Source organism: Nonomuraea sp. KM90 (assembly GCF_052246675.1).
Taxonomy (GTDB): Bacteria; Actinomycetota; Actinomycetes; order Streptosporangiales; family Streptosporangiaceae; genus Nonomuraea.
This window is the reverse complement of record NZ_JBQQCB010000007.1, coordinates 136,253-157,366: the sequence shown is the minus strand read 5'-3', so window position 1 is coordinate 157,366 and position 21,114 is coordinate 136,253. Positions and strand designations below refer to the sequence as shown.

The following is a 21,114-nucleotide window of genomic DNA, read 5'->3' as shown; positions in this document are numbered from 1 at the left end:
CCCGTACCCACGTCCCCTTCCCCTCGTCCTCCTACCCCCACGTCCCCGCGTCCTGCCGCCCTCCCGGCCCTCCTGCCCCGGCCTTCGTGCCCCGCATCGCCGCGTTCCGCCTTCACCCGTCCGCCCGTCCCCCATCCACCTTGTCCCCGTTACTCCGCCCCTCTTCCCTGCCAGGAATCGCTCGTGCTCCGCTATCGCCTTGGCCTGATCGTCGTCGCCGTCTTCGCGGTCCTGGTCGGCGCGTCGGGGGTCGTCGCCCTCGTGACCGGCGACATCCGGCTCTCCCAACTGCTCGTCTACTGGGGCTCCACCGTGTGGCGCCAGGAGCCCCGCATGGACGTCATCGTGATGCTGATCCTGGTGGGGATGCTGCACGCCTGGGCGCTCTGGCAGTTCCTGCCGAAGTGGCAGGACGGCGGGAAGCCGGACCGGGAGGCGTGGCTGCTGCGGATCGCGCTGTACGCGTGGGCGGTGATCGAGCTCGCCGACCGGATGCCCTGGACAGATGTGCCCGAGGAGATCGTGCAGGTCGCCGTCGTCGTGCTGCTGTACCGGGCGATGCGCGGGGTCTCCCGGACACTCCGGCTGTTCGCGCTCGTGGCCGGATTGCACCAACCGGGGTTGGCGGTCGCGTACACAGTGCTGGACTCGATCGGGATCAACGGCGGGTTCCTCCAGGACGCTCTGCCGTTGGGCACCATGCCGTGGCTGGTGTGGATCGTGCTGACCCTGGTTGCGCAGGCGAAGGACGGCAGATGGCGGCGGGGCACGCTGTGGGCAGGAGTGGCGGCCGCCGTCGGGCCGGGCCTCGTGTCACAGCTCGCGGGCCCGTTCTACTCGACATTTGTGTGGCACGAGGGTCTCGGGCTGGCAATCGGTGTCGTTACGTCGGTATGGCTCGCGCGGACCGCGCGGGAGGTCGGTAACCGGCCCAGAAGTCCGCGACCCACCACGGCCGGAAGCCCGTTGCGATGGTGGCCGGTGCAGGTGGTCGCGGTCGTGCTGCCGCTTCTGCCCGCCGTGGTCAACAGCGCGAACGGGATGTTCACCTGGATCGGGTCGCGCGGGGCGATCGCGTCCTGGTTCACCGGGAGCGGTTGGTTCCTGTGGCAGCTCTGGTTCTCGTTCGACCTCCTCGTCGGGATCGGCGGGGCCTCGGGGCTGGTGCTGGCGGCCGTACTGGTGCGGACAATGCGGCTCGTGCTCGGGACGATCTGGGCTCTACTGGTCGCGGCGGTGGCCGGAGTGGTGAGCGTGGCGACAGCCGAGGGCGAGGGCATGACGGCGGCCCCCGCGGGCTACGAGCTCGTGGAGGGCTACGACAGTGTCCGGATGTCGCCGGATCAGCTGCTGGGGTCCGAGGTCGGCATCTCACCGCTCTGGTACAGCGCCGCCCTCACCGGCTCGGCCCTGCTTCTCCTCCTCGTGGGCAACGGCCGCCTCGCGTACGGCAACCGCCTCGGGTACGGCGGCGGGCGCAGGCCGTATCAGGTGGTCGCGGCAAGTGTGAGTACGGCCTTGGTGCTCGTTCTGGTGCCGGTGTCGGACCATGCGCCCGGCCCGATCACCACGGCGAGCGACTGCGAGGCCATGGACGGCCGCAAAAGCCCTAAAACCGGCGAGCAGGAGTTCGTCTGCATGGTCCGGAGAAGCAGCCTGCCGTTCGGCAAGGCCCTGCCCGATCCTCAACTGATCGCGTACGGGCGGCGCATGTGCGGCATCTACACCCGCGGCGATGCCCGGGAGGCAGCCGCGTTCCGCGAGGCGCACGGCATCGACCCGCTCCAAGAGGCCGGCCTCCTCTATGGCGTCTGCCCGAAGGCCGATGCGGACACCGACAAGGCGGCCGCCGAGGAGGAGGCCGAGATGCTGGCGTGGGAGGCCGAGGAGCAGGCCAAGTGCGATCATGCCCCGCGACATCGGCCGCTGATCAAACCCGTGCGGGCCATCAGGCAGAAGCGGCCGGTCTGGCCCGAGACCGTGCTGGAGGCGTACGAAGGGGAGGGCATGCCGGACTACGGGCTGGTGGGGCCGGGCTCCGAGCTGGTGACCGCCGCGCCCGGCCACCTTCGCATCGAGGTCGACACCACATACCGCGTCTGCGTCACCACCGAGACGTACACCCGCCGGCCGCCGGTGGAGGTCAAGGGCTGGGATCGCGTTGTCGAGGTCGGATACGAGAGCCCGACGGGCCGCATCGTGCTCTCCGACAGTCTGGTCGGCGTCGAGCTGCCTGACCTGGCCGTCCGCGGCGCGGGGCATTACCGCATCCGCGTCCACTACGCCTGGTTGGACTGGAAGGGTCATGAGAACGTGGGGCAGCGGCTGCTGGTCATGGCTTGGCCCGGGCGCGGTGACGACGTGGTGGCTCATCACCCCGCCCACACTCAGGAATGAGGACAAAGCCCCGCCCACGGCTGAGAACGAGAGGCCGCACGCGGCCGAGGGCGAAGCGCCCGAACCGCTGAGGCGGAGGGTGACGCACCGCGGGGGGGGCGATAGGCGTGCACGGCTGAGGGCGAAGCGCCCCGCACCGCTGAGGCGGAGGGCGACGCACCGCTGGGAGCGAGAGGCCGCACACGGCTGAGGGCGGCGCACCCGCGCGCGGCTGACGGTGGAGGGCGTGCCGAGCTGAGGTGGACGGGCGTGCGGGGCTGAGGTGGAGGGGGGCGTGCCGAGCTGAGGTGGAGGGCCTGGTGTGGATGAAGGTCGGTAAGTGGCTCAGGGCTGTGTGCACAAGGTGGTGTCGAGGGCCTGCTCGACGTGCTTCTGGGCGGCCGGTGTGGTGGGCAGGTGGGTGACGGCGATGGCGGCGGCGCGGCCGTCGTCGGTGGCGGCGTTGGTGGTGTAGTAGCCGGGGATCGCCCCGCCGTGGCCCCACGCCCGGCCGCCGCATGACAGCTTGACGCTGCTGAGGCCCAGCCCGTACGCGCCGCCGGGGCCGAGCTCCGGGACCTTGACGGTGGTGCGCATCTCCCTCAGCTGCGCGGGCTTGAGGAGCTTGCCGTCGAGGAGGGCGGTGAAGAAGCGGTTGAGGTCGCTGGGGGTGGAGATCATCTGTCCGGCGGTCCACGCCTGGGACGGGTCGAATGTGGTGACGTCGGTCATCGGCTTGCTCGGGTCGTCCCGGTGGTAGCCCTTGGCGTGCGGGGTGCGGAGGGCCTGGTCGCCGACGTTCGGGAAGTAGGTGCGGGTCAGGCCGAGCTTCTTGACCGTGCGGTTGGTGATCTCCTCGATCGCGGGGCGGCCGGTGACCTTCTCGATGAGCAGGCCGGCGACGATGTAGTTGGTGTTGGTGTAGGCCCATTTGGCGCCCGGCGCGAACTGGGCCGGCTTGCGCAGCGCCATGTCCAGGAGTTCGCGGGGCTGGAAGTAGGTGTGCTGGTAGGGCAGGGCACCCTTGGCCAGGAAGTCGGTGTACTCGGGCAGGCCGCTGGTGTGCTGCAGGAGCCGGCGTACGGTGATGCGGCGGCTGTCGATGCCCTTGCCGCGCAGCAGGCCCGGCAGATACTTCTCGACCGGCCCGTCCAGCTCGACCTTGCCCTCCCCGACCAGCTGCAGGACGGTCACGGCGGTGAAGGTCTTGGTGTTGCTGCCGATGCGCACGTAGCCGTCGGCCGGCGGGTCGTCCTGGCCGGCGGTGTAGTCGCGCATGGTCCCGTCGCGGTCCTGTACGGAGGCCAGCGCGGCGGGGAACCCGTCCTCGCTGACGAGGTCGTCCAGCGTGTCCTGGACGGGGAACGAGTCCGCCTGCGCGGCGGTGGCGACGGGGCCGCACAGGACGGCGAGGGCGAGGGCGGAGGCGCCGGTCCACCGGCGAAGACATGGCGTGGTCATGCCCTAGAACCTACGGACGATCAACGGTCCGGTTCGATCCCGCTGGCGGGAAGGCTCAGGTAGTGCCTGCCCTACCTCCGTCGTCGATGACGTCCGTGAGCGCGCGCAGGCCCGCGACGATCTCCGCGGCGTCGGGGGCCTGGCCGGGGTCGGTGAGCCACTGCGTCACCACCCCGGTGAGCAGCGCCATCTGCACCGCCCCCAGCGTGTGCACGCTCCGGTCGTCGACGTCGTCCTCGGGCGTGCCCAGGAGGGTGGCCGCCAGCCCCCGGCGTCCCAGGGCCTGCCCGCCCGCGAGGTAGCGGCGCAGGTCGTCGGAGTGCTCGGCCTGGACCAGTGCCTCGATCGTGGCCAGCCACAACGTCCGGTGTGTGGTGAAGGACGCCGTGATCGCGGCCCACATCGCCTCGTAGCGTTCGGCGGGGCCGCTGCCGTCCGCCCCGAACGCGGCCAGGGTGCGGCCGACCTGCGTGCCCCACTCGTCGACGGCCTCGATGAGCGCCGCGTTCAGCAACGCCTCGCGCGAGCCGAAGTGGTAGCCGATGGCGGCCATGCTGACGCCGGAGGCGGCCGAGATGTCGCGCACGGTGGTGCGCCCCCAGCCCTTCTCCTCCAGGCAACGCCTGGCTCCGGCGAGGAGGTCTTCCCGGTTTCCCATGCTGGAGCAGCGTACTCGATGGTTGGCACGAGCGCCTTAGACAATCGTCTTGCGCAAATGCGCAAACAACGGCTACGTTTCTCCCGTACGCCGAGTCGAGGAGACGACATGCTGAGCAGCCACGCCCGCCCCCTGAACGACATGACCGCTCTGGAGGAGATGATCGGAAGCGCCCGGATCGTCGGGCTCGGTGAGGCCGGCCACAGCGCCCACGAGTTCTTCACCCTCAAGCACCGCCTCTTCCGGCACCTCGCCGAGACCAAGGGCTTCACCACGTTCGTGCTGGAGGCGAGCTGGAGCACCGGCCTGCGCCTGAACGACTACGTGACGAACGGCGTCGGCGACCCCGAGCAGATCATGCGCGAGGAGTTCCAGGGCCAGTACGTCTTCTGGAACACCCAGGAGTACCTGGACCTCCTCCACTGGATGCGCGAGCACAACGCCGCCGGCCGCCCCCGGCTCAGGTTCGCCGGCAACGACCTCGGCTACCCGGGCCGGGAGGCGTTCGACCAGGTCGTCGCGGGCTGCCCCGAGCTCGCCGAGCGCCTGACCGAGCTGTACGCGCCGCTCAGGCCCGGCACGACCGAGGAGACGGGCCGGTGGATGTTCGGGCAGCTCACCAAGGAGCAGCCGCTACGCCAGGCCGACGCGGACCGGGCGCGGGCCGCCCTCGACCTGGTGCGCGAGCACGGAGGAAGCGCGTGGGCCCGGCAGAACGCCACCGCGATCGCGCAGAGCTTCACCGCGTACGCCTACCCGGACGAGCAGTTCCCCGAGCGGATGCGCTACCGCGACCGGATCATGGCGGACAACACCGCCTGGCTGCTCGACCACACCGGCGGCAAGATCCTGCTGGGCGCCGGCAACGGCCACGTCGCCTACACCAGCGACCACCCCGACGAGTTCCCCGAGCCGGCCGGGGCGTTCCTGCGCGAGCGCCTCGGCGCGGACTACGTGAGCATCGGCCTGACCTTCAACCAGGGCACCGTCAACGCGCTGCCCGACTTCACCGCCCAGGAGCCCCGGGTCTACACCGTCCCGCCCGCCCCGCCGGGCCACAACGAGCACGTCCTGGACCAGGTGCCGTTCCGGGACTTCGCCCTCGATCTGCGGACCGTCCCGGACCGCGACTGGTTCGAGACCGCCCGCCCCACGCGCTCGTACGGCCTGTACTGGTCGGCCGACGACCCGAAGACCGCCCTGGCCGGCTCCTACGACCTGCTCGTCCACCTGCACCAGGTCGAGGCCGGCCACCTGCTCACCCCGGCAGGCGGTCGAGCACCGCGCGGGTGAACTCCCCGGTGCCGGCCGTGCCGCCCAGGTCCCGCGTGCGTACGTCCCCCTTGGCCAGGACGGCAGCCACGGCCGCCACGATCTCGTCGCCCGCCGCCCGATGCCCCAGGTGCTCCAGCATCATGGCCGCCGACCAGATGGCGCCGATCGGGTTGGCCACGCCCTTCCCGGCGATGTCGGGCGCGGAGCCGTGCACGGGCTCGAACATCGACGGGAACTCGCGCTCCGGGTTGAGGTTGGCCGACGGGGCGATCCCGATGCTGCCCGCCACGGCGGCGGCCAGGTCGCTGAGGATGTCGCCGAACAGGTTCGAGCCCACGATCACGTCGAACCGGGACGGCTGCAGGACCAGCTTCGCGCACAGCGCGTCGATGTGCTCCTGGTCCCAGCGCACGCCCGGATGCCCGGCCGCACGCTCCCTGACCAGCTCGTCCCAGAACGGCATGGTGTGCACGATCCCGTTGGACTTGGTGGCGGAGGTCACGTAGCTCCGGCGGCGGGCGGCCAGGTCGAAGGCGTAGTCGAGCACGCGCGTCACGCCCGCCCGGGTGAAGACCGCCTCCTGGACGGCCATCTCCTCCGGGAAGCCGCGGTTCATCCGGCCGCCGATCTCGCTGTATTCGCCCTCGGTGTTCTCCCTGACCACGACGAGATCGAGGTCGGAGGCGCGTACGGGGCTCTCGATGCCCTCGAAGAGGCGGACCGGGCGGAGGTTCACGTACTGGCGGAAGGCCCGGCGGATCGGGATGAGCAGGCCCCAGAGGGACACGTGGTCGGGCACGCCGGGCGCCCCGACCGCGCCGAGGAAGATCGCGTCGTGGCCGCGCAGCCGGTCCAGGCCGTCGGCCGGCATCATGGCGCCCTCGCGGCGGTACCGCTCGCACGACCAGTCGTACTCGGTGAGCCGGAATCCGAAGCCGTGCCGCCGGCCCGCGGCCTGCGCCACCTCCAGGGCCGCCGGGGTGACTTCGAGCCCGATGCCGTCTCCGGGGATCACGGCGATGTCATGCGTCGTCATGGTCCCGATTCAAGCGGCGGCCCGCGCGAACGTCCAAGACCGGCGGACGATACGACCTATAGGCCGTGCCTATAAGAGGTGGCGATCTCCAGGAACTCCGCGGCCGCCGGGGTGAGCCAGCCCTTCCTGCTGACCAGGGCCAGGTGCAGCGACGCCGGCGGGTCCAGGTCGAACACCAGCGCGCCCGCCCGCTCGGCCAGCGTCCGCCACGCCTCGGCCAGCACGCCGATCCCCACGCCCTTCAGCACCAGTGGCAGGAACGCCTCCCGGTGCTCCGACTCCACCGCGATCGACAGCTCCACCCCCGAGGCCCGGATCTCCTCCACGAGCCGGCGCAGCCCCGTGCCGTGCTCGCCGACGATCAGCCGCTGCCCGGCCAGGCGTTCGCGGGGCAGCGACCGCGCCGGTTCGAACGGGCCGTCCGGCGGGGCCACGAGCACGAACCGCTGCTCCTCCACGGGGTACAGCTCCACGTCCACGGCCACCGGCGGCTCCCAGGCCGACAGCAGGCCCAGCTCCGTGACCCCCGTACGTACCAGCTCGATCACCGCCTGCGGCACCGGCGCGTTCCTGATCGCCACCTCCACGCCCGGATGCCGGTCGCGGAAGTGGTCGATCATGCTGCTCAGCGGCTCCACCGCCGGGGACGGCATCGAGGCGATGGCCACGCTGCCGCACACCATCCCCTGCACGGCGGCCACGCTCGCGCGGGCCGCCGCCAGGCTGCGCACCACCTGCCGGGCCGGCTCGATCAGCGCCCGCCCGGCATCGGTGAGCACCACGCGGCGGCCGATACGGTGGAAAAGCTGGCTGCCCAGGTCCTTCTCCAGGATCCTGATCGCCTGCGACAGGGAGGGCTGCGCCATGAACAGCGCCTTGGCACCCTTGTTGAACCCACCGTGATCGACGACGGCGAGGAAATACTCGAGTTGCCGGACGTCCACTGAACGCTCCTATAGGGGGGACCTATAACCCAAGTAGCTAACGCGTCTTGGACCTGGCCGCCACCCGGACCTTGAATGACGGGCGGAAACGTTAGGAGCTGGCGATGACCCCTGGTCCACCGAAAACCGACGTCGACCAGGCCCTCCTGGGCCACGCCACCTACCGCGGCCTCGGCGAGCAGAAGCTGACGCCGGCCGAGGAGAGGTTCGAGAAGGGCCGGCGCACCACCGGGATGTGGCTCGCGCCGCTCATCACGGTGGTCTTCCTGCTGTTGCCTCTCGGCATGGACGCCAAGCAGCAGACGCTGGCGGCGGTCCTGCTCGGCGTGATCGTGTTGTGGGTGACCGAGCCGGTGCCCATCCCGGTCGGGGGCCTCATCGGCGTCGGCGCGATCGTGCTGCTCGGGGTGGTCTCCGCGGCGGACGCGCTCTCCCCGTTCGGCTCCCCCACGATCTTCACCTTCATCGGGGCGTTCATCCTGGCGCAGGCCATGCTCAAACAGGGCCTGGCGCGCCGCTTCGCCTTCCGCATCCTGTCGCTGCCGGGCGTGGGACGCTCGACGTTCCGGCTGATCGTGGCGTTCGGGGCGATCACGGGCCTGCTGTCGGCGTTCGTCTCGAACACCGCCACCGTCGCCATGCTGCTGCCCACGGCGCTGGGCATGCTGGCGGTCATCGCCAAGCTCCTGCAGGATCGCGGGCTGGTCGCGGCCGACTTCAACCCGCTGCGGCTGCGGGTGGGGGCGGCGCTGGTCCTGATGCTCGCGTACGGCGCCAGCGTCGGCGGCCTGCTCACGCCCGTCGGCAGCCCGCCGAACCTGATCGGCCGCGGCCTCATCGAGGAGGCCACCGGCCGGCGAATCTCGTTCGCGCAGTGGATGATCACCGCGCTGCCGGTCTGCCTGCTCATGTTCGTCGCGCTCGCCGCCGTGCTGCTCCTGCTCAACCGGCCGGAGATCCGCAGGATCGAGGGCGTCGAGGAGTACGTGCGCCGCGAACGCGCCTCCCTGGGCAAGCTCTCACGCGCCGAGAAGAACACGCTCGTGGCCTTCGGCGTCACCGTCTTCCTGTGGGTCTTCCCCGGTCTGGTCGCGTTGTTCGCCGGCACCGAGTCCGCCCTCTACACCACCGTCAGCGGGCGGCTCAACGAGGGCATCGTGGCCGTGCTCGGGGCGGCCCTGCTGTTCGTGCTGCCGACCGACTGGGGCAAGCGCGAGTTCACGCTGAACTGGAGCGACGCGGCCCGCATCGACTGGGGCACGATCGTGCTGTTCGGCACCGGCATCATCTTCGGCTCCCTGCTGGAGGACACCGGGCTGGCCAGGACCATCGGCTCCTCGGCCGCCTCGGCGCTCGGGCTGAGCAGCGTGTTCGCCATCACCGCCTTCGCCGTCGTGCTGGCCGTGCTGGTGTCGGAGACCACCAGCAACACGGCGTCCGCCGCCGTGGTGGTGCCGATCATCATCCCGGTCGCGTTGGCGGCGGGGATCAACCCGTTCGTGCCGGCGCTGGCGGCGACGTTCGCGGCGTCGTTCGGGTTCATGCTGCCGGTGTCGACGCCGCAGAACGCGATCGCGTACGGATCGGGTGTGGTGCCGATCACGACGATGATCCGCTCCGGGGTGAGCTTCGACGTCCTCGGGGCCCTGCTGATCATCGTGCTCCTGCCCCTGCTCATCGGGGTGACCGGCATCGGGGGATGACCCTTGCCGGCCGGACCGGTGCCTGGCCTATCAGGCCGCCACGGCCTGGCGGCGGTATCGGCCGGGCGCCACGCCGAACTCGCGCTTGAACGCGTTGCCGAAGGCGAACTCCGACCCGTATCCCACCCGCTCGGCCACCTCCGCCACCGACGCGTCGGACTCCCGCAGCATGCGGGCCCCGCTCACCAGCCGCCACCAGGTCAGGTACGCCAGCGGCGGCTGCCCGACCAGCCCCGTGAAGCGGCGGGCGAAGCCGGCGCGCGACATGCCCGCGTGGGCGCCGAGCGACTCGACCGTCCAGCGGCGGGCCGGGTCGCGGTGGATGGCGTCGAGCGCGCGGCCGACACCGGGGTCGGCGAGCGCGGCGGCCCAGCCGGACAGCGTGCAGGGCTCGTCCTGGGTCTCGAAGTAGGCCCGCAGGACGTACAGCTGCAACATCTCGAGCAGGGACGACACGACGGTGTCCGTGCCCGGGCGCGGGGTTTCGATCTCGGCGGCCAGCAGCTCGACGGCGGCCCGCAGCTCCGGATGGCTGCCGAGCGTCGAGGGCAGGTGGATCACGCCGGGCAGCGAGCCCAGGATCGGATGCGTCCGGTCGAGGTCGAGCTGGTAGCCGCAGGAAAGGATCACCGTCTCGGCCCCGGCGCCGCCGAAGTCGGCCGAGGCGAACAGCTCGGAATGTGGGGCGCAGTCCGCCTCGACCAGCGGTCGCGCGGGATCGTCGGCCAGCCCGAACGAGTCGCCGTGCGGCAGGAACACCAGGTCGCCCACGCTCAGCGGAACGGGCTCGCCGTCCGAGGGAAGGAGCCAGCAGGACCCGCGCAGCACCACCTGGAAACCGGCGGACCCGCGCGCCGCGTGGAACGACACGCCCCAGGGCGCGCGCCAGGAGATGCGGGCGGAGGCGGGGCGCCCGCACCGCATGAAGGCCACCACGTCGCTCAGCATGTCCATGCGCGAAGTCTAGCTCCTGAGACGATGGCTTATAAACCTTGGACAGCAGCGCATTCAGTATCTCAGCAAGTCTCCCTACGGTGGTTCGAGTAACCGATTGAGGGAGCATTGACATGCTGAAGGTAGGCATCATCCTGGGCAGCACCCGTCCCGGCCGCAACGGCGAGGCGGTGGCGCACTGGGTCCGCGATCTGGCGGGCAAACGAGGCGACGCCGAGTACGAGCTCGTCGATCTGAAGGACTACAACCTGGGCAACCTGGACGAGCCCGAGCACCCGGCCACGGGCATCTACCGGCACGAGCACACCAGGCGCTGGTCGGCCAAGGTGTCGTCCCTGGACGCGTTCCTGATCGTGACGCCCGAGTACAACAACTCGTACCCCGGCGCGCTCAAGAACGCCCTCGACTTCCTGTACACGGAATGGACCAACAAGGCGGCCGGGTTCGTCGGCTACGGCGTGGACGGCGCGCCCCGGGCGATCTCGCACCTGCGGCACGTCCTGGGGCTGCTCAGCGTGGCCACCGTGTCGAACCAGGTCGGGCTGTCGCTCAACACCGACTTCGCGGACGGCTTCAAGCCCGCCGCCGTCCACGAGGACCGGCTGAACGTCGTCCTCGACCAGGTCCTCGCCTGGGGCTCCGCCCTGCGCCCGCTCAGGGGGTGAGCGGGCGGCGGGGAATCGAACCGATCGGTTCGATGGGGTGCTAGCATCCTTTATCGTACCGATCGGTTCGATGTAGGGGTGTTCCGTGGCGACGTTCGTCCTCGTTCCTGGCATGTGCCATGGCGGCTGGTGTTTCGCCGAGCTCGCCGAGGAGTTGCGGAGCCGGGGGCATCAGGTGCTCCCGGTGACGCTGACCGGGCTCAGCGAGCGCCGCCACCTGCTCCACGGCGGGGTGAACCTCGACACGCACCTCCAGGACGTGATCGGCCTCATGGAGGCCGAGGGCGTCGAGGACGCGGTGCTGGCCGGGCACAGTTACGGCGGCATGGTGATCACCGGGGTGGCCGACCGGGTGCCGGGGCGGGTGCGCGGGCTGGTGTACCTGGACGCCATGGTGCCGGGGGACGGCGACTCCTGCTGGAACGTGGTCTCCGACCAGGAGCGGCGCTGGTACGCCGACGTCGTGGAGAGCGGTTACGCGGTGCGGCCGCTGCCGTTCTTCGATCCTCGGGCCACCCCGCACCCGGTCGCCTCGCTGCTGCAGCCGCTCCGGCTCACCGGCGGGCTCGCCCAGGTCCGCGGCAGGACGTACGTGTACGCCGCCGGCTGGGAGACCCCGTCCCCGTTCACACCCGTCTACGAGCGGCTGCGCGAGGACCCGGCGTGGACGACGTACGCGCTGGACAGCGGGCACAACCTCATGCGCGGCGCGCCGCGGGAGCTGGTGGAGATCCTGCTGGAGGCAGCCGCTCGGCGGTGACCCCACGGCGGCGCGGGGGACGTCCTAACCCTCCCGCGAGCGCAGGAACGCTTCGAGGGCCGCGCGGACGGCGGCGCGGGTCGGTTCGAGGGTGATGCCGCGCTCGCGCAGGAGCGGGCTGGACTTGTCGCGCAGGAGGCCGAGGAGCATGTGCTCGGTGCCGATGTAGTTGTGCCTGAGCTCCGCACTCTCCGCCAGCGCCGCCTGCAGGGCACGCCGGGTCTCGGCGCCGATCGGGACGGCCGCCGGGGACCCGGGGCCGGTGGACAGGCGTTGTTCGAGGTCGGCCTTGAGCGTGGCCGGGTCCACTCCCTGGGCGGCGATCGCTCGCACGGCGAGGGTGCCGGGGTCGTCGAGGATGCCGAGCAGGAGGTGGTCGGCGCCGACGGCGAGCTGGCCCAGGCGGCGGGCGTGTGCCTCCGCCCGCTCCACCGTCTGCCTGGCCCGCCCCGTGTAGCGCTCGAACGCCCCCGACTGCGCGAGGTCGGCGACGGTGAGGCTGGACCAGCGGCGGCCGTAGCGCTGCTGGGCCGCCTGGCGGCTGATGCCCAGGTGGTCGCCGATGTCCGACCACGAGCAGCCCTCCGCCCTGGCCAGCTCGACCAGGTAACCGAGCAGCCGGTCACCGACGCCCTGCAGGTCGGACAGCACGCCTTCGGCGACGGTGAGTCGGGTGAGGGCGTCGGCACCCGCGCTGCGCTCGTCGACGATCGACAGCAGGGCGGAGAGATCGGGTAGCTCTGGCACCAGACCATTATGACTGTCAACGTACGCCTTGACGATTCCATGGCGTCAATGACAGCCTTGACGCCATGGACATTGACTTGCTGGCCGAGGCGCTCGACGCGTACGTGCCGGAGATCATGGGGCACTACGGGACGCCGGGGTTGTCGGTCGCGGTGGGCGTGGGCACGGAAGTGGCGCTGGCCAGGGCGTACGGGCTGGCGGACCTGGCCACCGGCCGGCCCATGACGGTGGACACGGTGGGGCCGACGGGGTCGGACTGCAAGGCGTACACCGGGGTGGCGGCCATGCAGCTCGTGGAGCGCGGGCTCATCGGGCTGGACGACCCGGTCGAGGAGCACTTCCCCGTCGTCAACCCGTACGGGGAACGGCCGATCACGCTGCGGGACCTGCTCACCCACCGCAGCGGGCTGGGCGTCAACCTGGGGAACTGGGCTCGGGTGCCGCCCGCGCCGCTGGAGGAGCACCTGCGGCGGGTCTTCGAGGCCGGCAGGTCCGACGCCTACGGGGGCACGGTGGCGCCGTTCTGGGTGGGGCCGGTGGGTGCCCGGTACACCTACAGCAACGTCGGGATCGCCGTGGTCGGCCGGCTCGTCGAGCTGCTCGATCCCGAGGGGGCCACGCTCTCCGAAGGGGTGCGGCGGAACGTGTTCCGGCCGCTGCGGATGGAGTCGACGGTGTTGCCGAGGGCGCAGCACCCCGACTTCGTACCGGCCGAGCTGCTCGCCCGCCGCTCCACCGGGTACGCGACCCTGCCCGGCTGCACCTTCACCCTCCCCGAGCTGTACCCCGGCGACTATCCGGCCGGCTCCGCCCTCAGCACGCCGTCCGACCACGCCAGGTTCGTGCTCGCGCTGCTCAACGGCGGAGGCGGCGTCCTCGAACCGGGGACGGCCGAGCAGATGATCACGGCGCAGGCGTCCGGTGGCACCCTCGCCGGGCCGGCCCAGGACCACTCGGTCGGGCTCGTGTTCAACGTCTTCGGCGGCGAGCACCCCTACATCGGCCACGGCGGCGAGTACCTCTGGGGCTGGAGCCACTTCACCCGTGGCTGGACCGAGGACCGGGTGGCGCTGGTGATCTCCGCGAACCAGTACGACCTCGGCGACCTCGGCCTGTCCGACCGCCCCAGCCACGCGGCCGCCCGGCTGGTCGCCGAGGTCGTCACCGCCTGGGTGCACGGCGCCGACCCCCGTCCGCGACGCGACCCCGCGGCGGCGCGCGGCTACCTGGCCGGGCTGCTGATCGGCGACCGGCTCACCACCCGGCTCGGCATCGCCGACCCGCCGGCGCCAGAGGAGGTCACGCGGATCGCCGAGTCCGCGGTCGTCGCGCTGCCGTGGGACGCGGAGGCGTTCCGGCAGGGGGTGGGCGAGGTGCGCATGACCGCCGACCCGCTGCGGGACAACGTCGAGACCATGCGCCGCGAGGTGCCCGCCCACGAGCTGGAGCTGCTGAAGCGGCAGCTCGGCCTGCCCGGGCTGGCGAGCAGGTGAGCGACGTCGCGCAGGAGGCGCTGTCGATCGCGGTGTCGGCGGGCGTACCGACGTTGTTGTGGGGCAGCCCGGGCACCGGCAAGACCTCCGCCGTGCTGGCGCTGGCCGAGTCCCTGAACTGGCCCGTCGAGGTCGTCGTCGGCTCCATCCGCGAGCCGAGCGACTTCGCGGGCCTGCCCCTGATCTCCGACGGCACGGTCCGCATGGCGCCGCCCGAATGGGCGCAACGGCTGGTCACGGCCGGGCACGGCCTGCTCTTCCTGGACGAGCTGACCACCGCCCCACCTGCGGTGCAGGCGGCGATGTTGCGCGTGGTGCTGGAGCGGGCGGTCGGCGACGTGCGGCTGCCCGACAAGGTACGGATCGTGGCCGCCGCCAATCCGCCCGAAGAGGCGGCCGACGGGTGGGACCTGGCGCCGCCGCTGGCCAACCGGCTCGTGCACCTCGACTGGCCGGTCGACGGCCGGCGGATCGCGCGCGGGCTGGCCGTGGGGTTCCCGCTTCCGCCGCTGACGGGGTTCGAGCGGCCCGCGTCGTACGAGCAAATGGCGCGCGCCCGGGCGACGGTGGCGGCCTTCCTCGAGGTACGGCCCGCGCTGGCGGTGCGAGTGCCGGCTCAGGGCGCGGGCGGGCAGGGGTGGCCCAGCCCGCGGTCGTGGGAGGCGGCGGCGCGGCTGATCGCCGCCTGCGATGCCGTACGGGCCTCGCCCGACGTGCTGGCGGCGCTCGTGACCGGGGTACCGACCGCAGATCCTCAGCCGAGTCTCCGACCTGTACCCGAGCCGAGCCAAAGGAGCCGACGGCACCCTCGCCCTACGGCGCACCGGAGCCCTCGACACCACCCCCGAACCGCCACCAGACGGCACTGGAGATCATCCCGACCCCACCTCCGGCCCGCCGCCAGGCAGAACCGAAGACTCCGGCACCACCCCTCGTCTGCGGCTGAGTGGGGGTGGGGGCACCGATCTGCGGGCCGGGTTCGTCGCGGCTCTGGCGCGGCGGCCGCCGCCGGACGTGATCATCGCGATCACCGATGGCCGCACCCCCTGGCCGGACCGCCCGCCGGCCGGGACCCGGGTGATCGTCGGCCTGCTCGACGCGGCCGGGCAGGCGCCTTCGTGGGCGGAGACCGTACTCATCGATTCAGGAGCGTCATGACGATGTCGTTCAGCACGCCGGGCGACGATTTCGACCCGGCCCCGTACCGCGCGGCCGGGATGGCGGCCGACGAGGCACATTTCTGGTGGAGGTGGCGGCTCACCGCGGCACAGGCTGCCGCCTGGCGGCGGGCCGGGATCGCCGACCCGGCCCTGGCCACGCAGTGGGCCACCGCCCGCGTCACCCCCGAAACGCTCGCCGTCTGCCGTGCCGCGGGGCTCACCGCCGCCGAGGCGCTCCTCTGGCACGAGTACGAGTTCGCCCCCGACGAGGCCATCGGCTGCAAACGCCGGGGCCTTACCCCCGACCAGGCCTTCGACGTCAGGCTCGGACGCCGGCCACGTCCCGCCGACGACACGTCCGCACCCGGCGACGCGTTCAGCAGCCTCATGTCCCTCGCCGGAGGAGGGGCCGGAGCCGGAGTTGGAGCCCGGACCGGCGATCCGCAGGACCGTACCCAGCGGTTCGTCGCACGGGCCGGGAACGCCGATGGTTTCCTGCTGTTCGGCTACATCAACGACGACTGGCTCGACGACGAGGCCATCGCATGGGCCCGGCACGGCGTCGACGCCTCAACCGCGCGCATGTGGCAGGACCTCGGGCTCAGACCCGCCGAGGCGAAGCGCTACCTCCAGCGCGGACTCAACCCGATGGCGGTCGCGCGGGCCTGGTGGCAGGCCGGCATCCCGTTCGAGGAGACCGCCTCCTGGGCCGGCGCGGGCCTCACCCCGGAGGAGGCCGTCGAGCAGCGCGCCCGAGGCGTCACCGCCGAACAGGCCGAAACCCTCCGCGCCTTGCGCGACAACACCTGACGAACGAGGGCTCCCCCACCGAGCAGGGCGGCGACCCGGTGGGACGTCACTCGCTCGCCGGTGGCGGGGAGACCCGTTGCGAGACGAGACAGCGCGGCCGGGTGGTGATGTCCCGGGTGGGCGAGCACGCGGGCGGGCGAGCGGGCGGGCGAGTGCCTGGGCGACTGGGCACCTGGACGACTGGGCGACTGGGCGACTGGGCGGAGACGCGGAGACGCGGCCTGCTCGGTCACGGTGAGCTGACCGGGACGAATCCGGCGCCCGCGCGGTAGTTGGGCGACTGGTGCCGGAAGTAGGTGTTGTAGACCTGGCAGTAGCGGCCGCCCCGGGCCAAGAGCGTGGCGTGGTCGCCCTCCTCCACGATCTGTCCGTGGTCGAGCACGATGATGCGGTCGACGTGTTCGATCGTGGACAGGCGGTGGGCGATGACGATCGAGGTGCGGCCGGCCAGCACCACGTCGAGCCCCTCCTGGATCTGCGCCTCGGTCAGCGGGTCGACGCTGGCCGTGGCCTCGTCGAGGACCACGATGGCCGGGTCCTGGATGAGCAGGCGGGCCAGCGCGACGAGCTGCCGCTGCCCCATGGACAGGGCGCGGCCGTGCTCGCCGACGTCGGTCCGCAGGCCGTCGGGCAGGGCCTCGACCCAGTCGCCGCCGCCGACCGCCGACGCCGCGGCCAGCACCTCGTCATCGCTTGCCTCGGGTCGCGGGTAGCGGATGTTGTCGGCGACCGTGCCGCTGAACAGGAACGGCGCCTGCGGCACGGCGCCGATCTGCCGGCGGTAGGAGGCCAGGTCGAGGGTGCGGATGTCGCGGCCGTCGATCAGCAGGCGGCCTTCCTGGAACTCGTAGAAGCGGGTGATCAGCTTGCTGAGCGTGGACTTGCCGGCCCCGGTGTGGCCGACCAGCGCCACGGTCTCGCCCGCCTCGATGCGCAGGTCGAAGCCGCGCAGCACCGGGTGGGCCGGGTCGTAGCCGAAGGTGACGCCGTCGAACTCGATGCGGCCGGCCAGCTCACCGGCCGGCTGCGCGTCGGTCTGCACCACGCGGGGCGGGGCGTCGATCAGGGCGAAGACCCGCTCGGAGGCCGACAGGCCCTGCTGGAACTGGGACCAGAACGCGGCGATGGACGTCAGCGGGAACCAGAAGAGCGAGACCCCCTGGAGGAACAGGTACCAGTCACCGGCGGAGATGCCGCCGCCCAGCACCGACAGGCCGCCAAGCTGCACGAGACCCACCGTCGCGAGCCCGGCCACGAGGAAGAGCACCGGGAAGATGGCCGAGAAGACGAACCCCTGCCGCAGCGTCACCTGGTAGCTCTGCCGGTTGATCGGCCGGAACTCGTCGTAGACCTGCTGCTCCTGGCGGAAGTTCTTGGCCACCGTGATGCCGCCCATGGTCTCCTGCAGGTTGGCGTTGACCCGGCTCAGCGAGCGTTGCGCCCGCCGGGTGCCGGCCCTGGCCAGGCGGCGGAACAGCAGCGCGAGCCCCACCACGATCGGCACGACGAGCAGCGTCAGCAGGGCGAGCTCGACGCTGCGCACGAACAGCAGCACCGTGACGAAACCGACCATCAGCACCTGGCTGATCAGGTCCATCGTGAGCGTGGAGACCGTGGCGAAGTCGTCGGTGTCGGACGTCACCCGGCTGACGATCCGGCCGGACGGCGTCTCGTCGTAGAACGACAGGTCGCGCTCCAACACGGCGTCGAACGCGTCCTCGCGCAGCTGGAGCACGACGTCGCCGGTGACCCTGGAGCTGAACCACTGGCGGACGAAGTTGAAGACCCATCCGAGCCCGCCCGCGACCAGCAGCCCCACCACGAACAGCCACCCGACCTGGGCGATCGTGCCGTCCGCGATGGCGTCGACCACCCAGCTCGCCAGCAGCGGCACGGCGGCCTGGCTCAGCGACGACAGCACGATCATGCCCGCGACCAGGAACATCGCGCCGGCCTTGGGCCGGAAGTAGGACAGGATCCGGCGCAGCAGGTCGCGGTCGTTGTAGGTGCGGTCGTAGTCCTCGGCCTCGAGGCCGTCCATGATGAAGCCCATCAGCGCGCACTCCCCTGCTCGCTCGCCAGGACCGGGGCGTCGTCGTCCGGCCCCACGCCGGCCTCGTCGTAGTGGGCGAAGATCCGCCGGTAGAGGCGGCTCCGCTCGATCAGCTCGTCGTGCGTGCCGCAGTCGACCAGCTCGCCGCGCCGCAGCAGCAGCACCTTGTCCGCCCAGCGGATCTGGGAGAGCCGGTGGGTGATCAGCAGCGTCGTGCGCCCGTCGAGGATGCGGCCGATGGCCTGCTGGATCTTGTCCTCGGTGGCGGAGTCGATGGCGCTGGTGGAGTCGTCGAGCACGAGGATCGCGGGGTCGGTGAGTAGCGCCCGCGCGATAGCCAGCCGCTGCCGCTGGCCGCCGGACAGCGTGACGCCGCGCTCGCCGATGACCGTGTCGTAGCCCTCGTCGAGCTCGGCCACGAACTCGGCGGCCTGCGCGTCCTCCGCCGCCCTGACCACGGCCTCGCGGTCGGCCCGCTGGCCGAGGCTGAAGGCGATGTTCTCGGCCACGGAGCGGGAGAAGAGCACGATGTCCTGCTCGATGGTGGAGATCTGGGAGCGCAGCGAGTCGAGGTCCCAGTCGCGTACGTCGACGCCGTCGACCAGGATCCGGCCCGAGGTGACGTCGTAGATGCGCGGTACCAGCTTGGTCAGCGTGCTCTTGCCGGCCCCCGTCTCGCCCACGATCGCCACCGTCTCGCCGGGTTTGACGGTGAACGTCACCCCGCGCAGCACCGGCTCGCCGTCGTCGTAGCCGAAGGTCACGTCGTCGAAGACGATCTCGCCGCTGATCGGCGCGGCGTGCCCGTCGCCGCGCTGCATCAGCTCGGCCTCGGAGGTCACGATGCTCAGGATCCGGCGCGCGGAGGCGATGCCGATCTGCACCAGGGAGAAGGTGAAGATCGACATCTGGGTGGGGAAGCCGAGCATGACCATCAGCCCCATGAACGCCACCAGGTCGCCGACCGTGATCGCGCCGATGCCCTGCAGGTAGAGGGCGTGCCAGAGGGCTCCGGCGACCGCCGCGGCGAACAGCAGCGTCGGCAGGTAGCGGGCCTGCACCAGGCCGTTGCGCACGAAGGAGTCGCGGTAGAGGCGGGCGTAGGCGCGGAACCGCTTGCGCTCCTGCCCCTCCTGCGCCATCACCTTGATCACCTCGATGCCGCGCACGGCCTGGCTGAGCCCGGCGTTGAGGTCGCCGAACTGCTCGCGCATGCGGGTGGCCACCGGGTTGAGCTGGCGCATGTAGTGCCAGAGCGCGGCCACGAAGAAGACCGCGAAGACGCCGGGCACCAGCAGCAGCCGCGGGTCGATCGCGGCGATGAAGAACAGCGGCACGAGGCCGGTGAGGCCGGAGTCGACGATCAGGTCTACGCCCGGCGTGATCATGATGGAGAGCTGCCTGATGTCGTTGGCGGCGCGGGCCATCAGGTCGCCGACGCGCTGCCGGTTGTGGAAGGTCTGGCTCTTGCCGAGCAGGCTCACGTAGAGCTCGTCGCGGGTGTCGCGCTCCAGCCGCTTGGCCAGGACCTCGCTCGACAGTCGGGCGACGAGGTCGAACAGGCCGCGGGCCGTCACGATGGCCAGCAGGACCAGCGCGATCAGCCCGAGCACGGCGCCGGAATCGGCCCGCCCGCCGAGCACGGCGTCGAAGGCGGCGCCGGTGAGCTGCGGCACCGCGGCGTTGAGCACCGTCATGACGAGCGAGCCGCCGAGGAAACCCGATTAGGTGCACCGGATGGCGGCGCAGATGGGACCAGAGCCAGCGGACCGGGCCGCGCCGGCTGTAGGGCGGACCGGAAACCGAGAACTCCGAGCTGCTGGTGGTCACAGACATGGCCTCCCCCGGCCCGGCTCGGTGAACATCGAAACTGTTTTCTACCACCGGGGTCCGACAGTTTTCCAACGAGTTTCGGGGGGAGGCCGCTCTCGTCAGGCCGGGTTCGCCCTCTCCTCGGTCCAGCCGAGGGGCACCAGCCTGACGTCGAACTCGATCTCCTCGTACGCCCCGTCCATCCCCCACTCACCGGCCCCCGGCCGGGGCTCGCGGACGAGCTCCTCCTTCACCGCGTAGGCGGCGTCGGACTCCAGATAGGGATCGCCGGCCAGGAACACGTGCGTGATCAGCGGCCGGTGGCCGCCGGCGGTGACCCGGTAGTGCAGGTGGGCGGGCCGCATCGGGTGGCGCCCGATGGCGCGCAGCAGCGTGCCGCCGGTCCCGTCGGTGGGGACGGGGTAGCTGCTCGGGCGGATGGTGCGGAACCAGTAGAGCCCGTCGGCGTCGGTCGTGAACAGGCCGCGCAGGTTGCCGGTGTCCTGGCTGTCGTCCTGCGTGTCGTACAGGCCGGTGTCGTTGGCCTGCCACAGGTCCACCACCGCGCCGGCCAGCGGCGTTCCGTCGCAGTCGAGCACCCGCCCGTGCACGACGGTCGGCACCCCGCGCTCGCGCTCGGGACCGGTGCTGATCCAGTCGCCGAGCTTCCGCTCGGGGGCGGGCGAGTGGAAGGGCCCCTCCACGGAGGAGGGGGTCATGTTCGCCGGTCCGGCGTTGTTGACGTCGTCCACGGCCGAGGTCAGCCCCAGCATGTCGGACAGCAGGATGAACTCGTCGCGGTCGGGCGTGCACATCTTGCCCGTCTCGACGAGGAAGGCCAGCCCCGCCAGCCACTCCTCCGGCGTGGGGCGCGTCTCCTCGACGAAGGCGTGCAGGTGGCTGACGAGCGCCGCCACCACCTCGTTGACGCGGGGGTCGGGCCCGTCGATCTGGCTCAGGACCTGTCGCAGGAGCGGGGTCACGCGTACTCCTCAGAACGGCTCAGCGGGAGCGTATCCCCGACCGGCGGAAATGACCATCCGCCACGGCGGCAAGCGATTGCAGTAGATCGCCGACATGCAACAAAACTGCACACCATACGCATTGACTCGGCTAACAATCGGTTGCATAAAGGTGTGAAGCTCGCCGCGCGTACGAACGCTCGCCCGAGCGGAGCGCGGCCCGGTCGCCAGCGGAACCGGAGGCT

The 21,114-nt window shown here is 71.4% G+C and carries 16 protein-coding genes; 7 read left to right on the top strand and 9 right to left on the bottom strand.

Annotated elements, in window-relative coordinates:
* The first annotated feature begins 183 nt into the window (after positions 1–183).
* On the top strand, positions 184–2,397 hold the full coding sequence (locus tag ACTWPW_RS11085; protein ID WP_443168623.1) for a hypothetical protein: 2,214 nt from the start codon (positions 184–186) through the stop codon (positions 2,395–2,397).
* A 324-nt stretch (positions 2,398–2,721) separates the two neighbouring features.
* On the opposite strand, the gene ACTWPW_RS11080 is transcribed toward ACTWPW_RS11085, so the two are convergent.
* Positions 2,722–3,837 (bottom strand): serine hydrolase domain-containing protein, encoded by a 1,116-nt coding sequence (locus ACTWPW_RS11080; protein WP_443168622.1) that lies wholly within the window; start codon positions 3,835–3,837, stop codon positions 2,722–2,724.
* A gap of 55 nt (positions 3,838–3,892) precedes the next feature.
* Complete coding sequence (locus ACTWPW_RS11075; protein ID WP_443168621.1) at positions 3,893–4,495, bottom strand: TetR/AcrR family transcriptional regulator; 603 nt, start codon at positions 4,493–4,495, stop codon at positions 3,893–3,895.
* 108 nt (positions 4,496–4,603) lie between these two features.
* Between ACTWPW_RS11075 and ACTWPW_RS11070 the strand changes: the two genes are divergently transcribed.
* The gene (locus ACTWPW_RS11070; RefSeq protein WP_443168620.1) at positions 4,604–5,788 is read left to right on the top strand and encodes an erythromycin esterase family protein; all 1,185 of its coding nucleotides are present in this window, start codon (positions 4,604–4,606) and stop codon (positions 5,786–5,788) included.
* On the opposite strand, the gene ACTWPW_RS11065 is transcribed toward ACTWPW_RS11070, so the two are convergent.
* On the bottom strand, positions 5,754–6,806 hold the full coding sequence (locus tag ACTWPW_RS11065; RefSeq protein WP_375116813.1) for a tartrate dehydrogenase: 1,053 nt from the start codon (positions 6,804–6,806) through the stop codon (positions 5,754–5,756). The two genes, ACTWPW_RS11070 and ACTWPW_RS11065, sit on opposite strands and share 35 nt — an antisense overlap.
* Before the next feature lie 56 nt (positions 6,807–6,862).
* Positions 6,863–7,750, bottom strand: coding sequence for a LysR family transcriptional regulator (locus ACTWPW_RS11060; protein WP_443168619.1), 888 nt, complete (start codon positions 7,748–7,750; stop codon positions 6,863–6,865).
* 104 nt (positions 7,751–7,854) lie between these two features.
* Between ACTWPW_RS11060 and ACTWPW_RS11055 the strand changes: the two genes are divergently transcribed.
* On the top strand, positions 7,855–9,453 hold the full coding sequence (locus tag ACTWPW_RS11055) for an SLC13 family permease (protein WP_443168618.1): 1,599 nt from the start codon (positions 7,855–7,857) through the stop codon (positions 9,451–9,453).
* Positions 9,454–9,483: 30 nt separating this feature from the next.
* Here ACTWPW_RS11055 and ACTWPW_RS11050 read toward each other — a convergent pair whose 3' ends face one another.
* The gene (locus ACTWPW_RS11050; protein ID WP_443168617.1) at positions 9,484–10,407 is read right to left on the bottom strand and encodes an AraC family transcriptional regulator; all 924 of its coding nucleotides are present in this window, start codon (positions 10,405–10,407) and stop codon (positions 9,484–9,486) included.
* Between the two features lie 113 nt (positions 10,408–10,520).
* On the opposite strand from ACTWPW_RS11050, the gene ACTWPW_RS11045 reads away from it, so the two are divergent.
* Together ACTWPW_RS11045 and ACTWPW_RS11040 are read left to right on the top strand one after the other, a co-directional pair.
* On the top strand, positions 10,521–11,072 hold the full coding sequence (locus ACTWPW_RS11045) for an NADPH-dependent FMN reductase (RefSeq protein WP_443168616.1): 552 nt from the start codon (positions 10,521–10,523) through the stop codon (positions 11,070–11,072).
* A gap of 85 nt (positions 11,073–11,157) precedes the next feature.
* Positions 11,158–11,832 (top strand): alpha/beta fold hydrolase, encoded by a 675-nt coding sequence (locus ACTWPW_RS11040; RefSeq protein ID WP_375116818.1) that lies wholly within the window; start codon positions 11,158–11,160, stop codon positions 11,830–11,832.
* A gap of 24 nt (positions 11,833–11,856) precedes the next feature.
* On the opposite strand, the gene ACTWPW_RS11035 is transcribed toward ACTWPW_RS11040, so the two are convergent.
* Complete coding sequence (locus ACTWPW_RS11035) at positions 11,857–12,579, bottom strand: Clp protease N-terminal domain-containing protein (RefSeq protein ID WP_443168615.1); 723 nt, start codon at positions 12,577–12,579, stop codon at positions 11,857–11,859.
* A 65-nt stretch (positions 12,580–12,644) separates the two neighbouring features.
* Between ACTWPW_RS11035 and ACTWPW_RS11030 the strand changes: the two genes are divergently transcribed.
* Positions 12,645–14,072 (top strand): serine hydrolase domain-containing protein, encoded by a 1,428-nt coding sequence (locus tag ACTWPW_RS11030; RefSeq protein ID WP_443168614.1) that lies wholly within the window; start codon positions 12,645–12,647, stop codon positions 14,070–14,072.
* Complete coding sequence (locus tag ACTWPW_RS11025; RefSeq protein ID WP_443168613.1) at positions 14,069–16,042, top strand: AAA family ATPase; 1,974 nt, start codon at positions 14,069–14,071, stop codon at positions 16,040–16,042. Before ACTWPW_RS11030 ends, ACTWPW_RS11025 begins: the two co-directional genes overlap by 4 nt.
* A 229-nt stretch (positions 16,043–16,271) precedes the next feature.
* Here the strand turns inward: ACTWPW_RS11025 and ACTWPW_RS11020 are convergent, their stop codons facing one another.
* The 3 genes from ACTWPW_RS11020 to ACTWPW_RS11010 all read right to left on the bottom strand — a co-directional run bounded on the left by ACTWPW_RS11020 (position 16,272) and on the right by ACTWPW_RS11010 (position 20,890).
* Positions 16,272–18,095, bottom strand: coding sequence for an ABC transporter ATP-binding protein (locus ACTWPW_RS11020; protein ID WP_443168612.1), 1,824 nt, complete (start codon positions 18,093–18,095; stop codon positions 16,272–16,274).
* Positions 18,095–19,792 carry an ABC transporter ATP-binding protein gene (locus ACTWPW_RS11015; protein WP_443168611.1) on the bottom strand — a complete coding sequence of 566 codons (1,698 nt, stop codon included), beginning with the start codon at positions 19,790–19,792 and terminating at the stop codon, positions 18,095–18,097. Before ACTWPW_RS11015 ends, ACTWPW_RS11020 begins: the two co-directional genes overlap by 1 nt.
* 234 nt (positions 19,793–20,026) lie before the next feature.
* On the bottom strand, positions 20,027–20,890 hold the full coding sequence (locus tag ACTWPW_RS11010; protein ID WP_443168610.1) for a dioxygenase family protein: 864 nt from the start codon (positions 20,888–20,890) through the stop codon (positions 20,027–20,029).
* Positions 20,891–21,114: the final 224 nt, after the last annotated feature.

Bases quoted from the DNA above. Each gene is read 5' to 3' on its own strand.
- ACTWPW_RS11080 (WP_443168622.1), bottom strand. From the start codon at position 3,837: ATGACCACGCCATGTCTTCGCCGGTGGACCGGCGCCTCCGCCCTCGCC.
- ACTWPW_RS11075 (WP_443168621.1), bottom strand. From the start codon at position 4,495: ATGGGAAACCGGGAAGACCTCCTCGCCGGAGCCAGGCGTTGCCTGGAG.
- ACTWPW_RS11070 (WP_443168620.1), top strand. From the start codon at position 4,604: ATGCTGAGCAGCCACGCCCGCCCCCTGAACGACATGACCGCTCTGGAG.
- ACTWPW_RS11065 (WP_375116813.1), bottom strand. From the start codon at position 6,806: ATGACGACGCATGACATCGCCGTGATCCCCGGAGACGGCATCGGGCTC.
- ACTWPW_RS11055 (WP_443168618.1), top strand. From the start codon at position 7,855: ATGACCCCTGGTCCACCGAAAACCGACGTCGACCAGGCCCTCCTGGGC.
- ACTWPW_RS11050 (WP_443168617.1), bottom strand. From the start codon at position 10,407: ATGGACATGCTGAGCGACGTGGTGGCCTTCATGCGGTGCGGGCGCCCC.
- ACTWPW_RS11045 (WP_443168616.1), top strand. From the start codon at position 10,521: ATGCTGAAGGTAGGCATCATCCTGGGCAGCACCCGTCCCGGCCGCAAC.
- ACTWPW_RS11030 (WP_443168614.1), top strand. From the start codon at position 12,645: ATGGACATTGACTTGCTGGCCGAGGCGCTCGACGCGTACGTGCCGGAG.
- ACTWPW_RS11020 (WP_443168612.1), bottom strand. From the start codon at position 18,095: ATGGGCTTCATCATGGACGGCCTCGAGGCCGAGGACTACGACCGCACC.
- ACTWPW_RS11015 (WP_443168611.1), bottom strand. From the start codon at position 19,792: ATGACGGTGCTCAACGCCGCGGTGCCGCAGCTCACCGGCGCCGCCTTC.